The following is a 5,021-nucleotide window of genomic DNA, read 5'->3' on the forward strand; positions in this document are numbered from 1 at the left end:
ATGAAGTAATAAAAGCACAGGCAGTATTAGAAGATCCAGAAGCAAGTGAGGCAGAAGTAAAAGCAGCTCATGCAGCTTTAACAAAAGCCCTTGAGGGATTAGAACCAGTAAAAGCTGGAGATACAACAAGTATAAAAACTGGAGATACTGATTTACTTGGAATTTTTGCAAGCTTATCAATGTTAAGTTTAGCTGGACTAAGTTTACTAAGAAGAAAAGAAGATTAATTTAAAAGAAACTGTGTGAGTTAAGGATGTGATCTTAACTTATACAGTTTTTTTAGATTATTGGATATATGATTGGTAATTTTTGTAAAGATTTAATTAAGGTTTTTTATAACTTTGAAAATTATTATATTAGAATAGAAGTTTTTGGATTTAATATTAATATTTTAAGATATATTTTGTATTATTTTGCTAATGATTGTAGAATTTTACTAACTCTTTTATTGTATAATTTAGGTAGAGGTATTAGAACGTGGGGAAAATAAAAATATATGAAATGAAAAGGAGGAGATTAGAAATAGAAGAAGATATTTTGAAAGATTAAAAATTAGTAAAAAATGAGATATGAGGAGAAAGATTTATGAAAAAAATATTAAATTATTTACTAGTTATTTCGATTATTTTTTCAACAATATTTACTACCATGTCATATAAAGTTTTTGCAGAAGATGAAGAAATATCAAACATTGCTGGTGATGGTAAAGCATATGCTGAATCAACAACTGCAACAGCTGGAGATGTGACATTTATAAATGATGGTAATTATACTTCAAGGTGGCAAGCTGCAGCAAAAAATGCTTATGCTGGAGTTAATTTTGATAATGAGTATATTGTAGAAAAAGTTAGAATAACTTTTAAGGATTATGGAGTATCTAATGATAAAACGTTTAATTTTGATTTAATGTATTATAATACTGAAAAATCAGGTTTTACAAAGATTGGATCTGGTTCAAATTATAATGAAAATAATGATGATCAGATTATAGGACATAAATATTATAGTGAGATTGTTTTAAATGAGCCAATTAAAACAAATGATATTAGAGTTAATATTTTAAATAATAATACAGATGAATTTGCATCAATTTATGAAATTGAAATCTTTGGTAAGAAAAATGAAGAAGTAAAAGATTCAAGATTAATTTCTGTAGGGAAATCAGTATCTGCTAGTAACTCTGACAATGGGACAAAACCTGATTATATTACTGATGGATCAACAACAGGAAGTTTTTGGGATGGTGGTTCTACATCTAAAGAAAAACCACAAAGCTTTGTAATAGATTTAGAAAAAGGATATTTTGTTGATGAATTTAAAGCTTATCCATATGTTGATGGAATTCGATATTATGAATATTATATTGAAACAAGTTTAGATGGAAATGTATGGAATAAAGTTGCAGATAGAACAGCTGATTTAGGTTTGGCATATGCTGGTGAAACATTTACACTTGAAACCCCAGTGGAGGCAAGGTTTGTAAGAGTAGTGATGACATATAATTCAAAAGTAATTGTAGAACCAACAAATAGTAGTGTACATATGCGAGAATTTGAAGTGTATGGTAAAGAAAATCCAGATTATACACCTCCTGAAGCAGATTTAAAAGATCCTGATAATATTGCTTTTAGAAAACAAGTGCATAGTCATTTGAATACAAATTCTGTTAAGAATATAGTTGATGGTTTTGATTCTACAACTTGTACAGGTGAATTTGCACCTGCATATTTTGATATTGATTTGGAACAAAATTATGTATTAGATGAAATCATATTAAATTTCCCTATTGCTAAAAATAGATATTATTATTTTAGTATTTATGGAAGTGTGGATGGATCAAATTATGATCGTTTGTATCAAGAAAGAACAAAGGATTTACCAGAAGATGGGGAGTATTTTATAGATTTATCAAATCTTGAAAATAGGATATATAGAATCGTTAGGGTATATATGGAATATGTAAGTGATGGAACATCTTCTTTGTTATCAGAAGTAAGAGTACATGGAAGTGCAACAGAAGAAAATACTGATGCATTAAGAATGGGTAATATTGATAATATTTTAGACATAAAGTCTTATGAAGAAACAGAATATGCAAAACCAATCACTAAAGATGAAACGATTGAAAATGTCTATGGAATTATTGATAGAAATATAGGTAGTGACTATCGAAACTGGTTTAGATTTGAAATTGCTGATAATCCAAAGGAAGAATATAAAAATTACGATTATTATACAGTAAGTTATGACAAAGAAAATAATAAAATTCTTATAATAGGAAATGATGGAATATCATTAGCATCAGGATTAAATTATTATTTGAAGAATTATTGTAAAGTTAATATATCAGAGCAGGCAAATCAAGTTAAAATGCCTAGTGAAATTGTAAAAGTTAATGAGGTTGTATATAAGTATACACCTTATGAAGTAAGATATGGTTTTAATTATTGTACATTAAACTATACTTTTTCATATGCTGATGCAAAAGATTTTCAGAAGGAATATGATTGGCTTGCCTTGAATGGGGTAAATGTAGTTTTAGATTTAGCAGGTCAAGAAGCAGTATGGATTAAATTTTTAATGAACTTTGGGTATGATTTTGATAGTGCTAAAGATTGGTTAGCTGGTCCTACCTATTATGCGTGGCAGTTCATGGATAATATGGAAGTAATTGGTGGTCCTGTATCAGATGAATGGGTAAAAGGGCGCTTGGAAATGGCTAGAGAAAATCAAAGATGGAAAAATTCTTTAGGAATGCAGACTGTACTTCAAGGATATGCTGGTATGGTACCAAATAATTTTAACGATTATCAGCCAGATGTTGAGATACTTGAACAAGGAACTTGGTGTAATGTACCTCGACCTGATATGATAAGAACGGATGGTGTGACATATGATAATTATGCGAGATTATTTTATGAAGCACAAAAATGGGCTTTTGGAGAAACAAGTAATTATTATGCTGTTGATCCATTCCATGAAGGAGGAAAAAGACCACAAGATCTTTCTGATGATGTAATTGCTAAAGAGGTATTAAACTCTTTATTAGAATATGATAAAGAAGCAGTATGGATGGTGCAGGCATGGTGGAGTAATCCTACGAATGAACTTCTTAAAGGTATGGGTGATGCTAGAGAAGATCATGTGATGATTTTAGATTTAAATGGATTAAATGATGTATATGCTTCTTATTGGGATAAAACAGAATATATGGGAACAAAGCTTGATTCTACTGAATTTAATGAAACAAGCTGGGTATGGTGTATGCTTGAAAATTATGGTGGAAATCCTTCTATGGATGGAAGACCACAAGAAATTATTAATAGAATTAACCATGCATATACAAATGCTAAACATATGAAAGGTATAGGTTTTATTTCTGAAGCTACTTATGATAATCCGATGATTTATGAATTATTATTGGATATGGCATGGACAACAGAAAAAATTGATTTAGATAGCTGGTTAGATGATTATGTTGTTAGACGTTATGGAACTGATTCACACAATGCAAGAGATGCTTGGAATATTTTATTGAATTCAGTTTATAGAAGAAGCGGTAATACTACACAAGTAATTGCGACTAGTAGTCCTAGTTTAAATAAATATAATTTGCCATATAGTTCTAGAGAATTAGATAGAGCATTAGAATTATTATTTGCTGATTATGATAGATTATCTCAAAGTGAAGCATATCGTTATGATTTAACTGAAATAATGCGACAAGTTGTTAACAATTATGCTGTTGTAAAACTTGGGGAATTAAAGGATGCATATAATAGTAAAAATCTAGAAAGCTATAGACAACTAAAGAATCAATTTTTAAATTCAATCATAACATTAAATAGTGTGTGTGGAACACAACAAAATTTATTGATTGGTGATTGGGCAGGAAAGGCACAAAAATGGGCTGAAAATACAAATGCTGATGATTTTGCAAAAGATTCAATGATTATCAATGCAAAAACATTGATATCTGTTTGGGCACCTTCAACAAGTTTATTAACATATGCTTATAGAAATTATGAAGGAATGATTATTGATGTTTATTATAAATTATGGGATAATTTCTTATCAAGAAATGAAGATGTTTTAGCAAATAACACAACAAATATTGCTGCAATTAATTATAAAAAATTGTGCATGGATTGGATTTATGAAGACTGGGATACACAAAACTATATAAAAGAAGCTGATAATTCTGTGGAAAATGTTAGAAATGTAACTCAAAAAGTTATTGATGAGTGTTCTACGATTATTGAGGAACCAGAAAATAATGGTAATATTGCTATGTATAAAAAAATTTGGGCAAGTGAAGAAATAAATTCTGGTGGTTCAAATGGTGGATATGCTAGATATGCAAATGATGGTGATTCAAATTCATATTGGGATGGTGGTAATTGGCAAACTAATAATCCTTGGATCATAGTTGATCTTGGAACAGAATATGATATTAATAAAATTAATGTACTTCCTTATGTAGGTAATAGATATTATTTATATGATATATATGTAAGTTCTGATAATGAAAATTGGACATTGATAGAACATAAGGTAGATACTTCTATTGGAACAGCTGATGGAGATACCTATTTGTATGAAACTCCAATTAAAGCTAGATATGTAAAAATTAATGGTAAATACAATTCTGCAAATGAAGCTTTCCATATAAAAGAACTTAGAGTGTATGGGGAAAGAACGGTTGTTATTGATAAATCTGAATTACAAGAAGTTATTGTAGCAGCAGAAGCTTTAAATGAAGCAGATTATACAAGTGTTAGCTGGGCAGAATTCAAGACTGCAATGGATAATGCTAAAGATGTATTAGAAAAAGCAGATGCAACACAAGAAGAAGTAGATAATGCTATAACAGCATTACAAGAAGCTAAAGAAGCTTTAGTAAAAGCAGAAGAAACAGCAGTAAGCAAAGCAGCATTACAAATTGCAGTTGAAATGGCAGGTAATGTAACAGAAGAACAATTAGATAAAGTAGTACCAGCAGTAGTAACTGAATTCAATGC

At 29.5% G+C, this 5,021-nt stretch carries 2 protein-coding genes; both read left to right on the forward strand.

Annotation, left to right across the window (positions count from 1 at the left end):
- Positions 1 to 227 (forward strand): LPXTG cell wall anchor domain-containing protein (locus BMW96_RS04540; protein ID WP_143050707.1); only part of this gene is annotated, 227 nt, incomplete at its 5' end.
- A 358-nt stretch (positions 228 to 585) separates the two neighbouring features.
- Positions 586 to 5,021: alpha-N-acetylglucosaminidase TIM-barrel domain-containing protein (locus BMW96_RS04550; RefSeq protein ID WP_092352961.1), on the forward strand; the 4,436-nt coding region annotated here is incomplete at its 3' end.

This window comes from Thomasclavelia cocleata, assembly GCF_900102365.1.
Lineage (GTDB): Bacteria > Bacillota_I > Bacilli_A > Erysipelotrichales > Coprobacillaceae > Thomasclavelia > Thomasclavelia cocleata.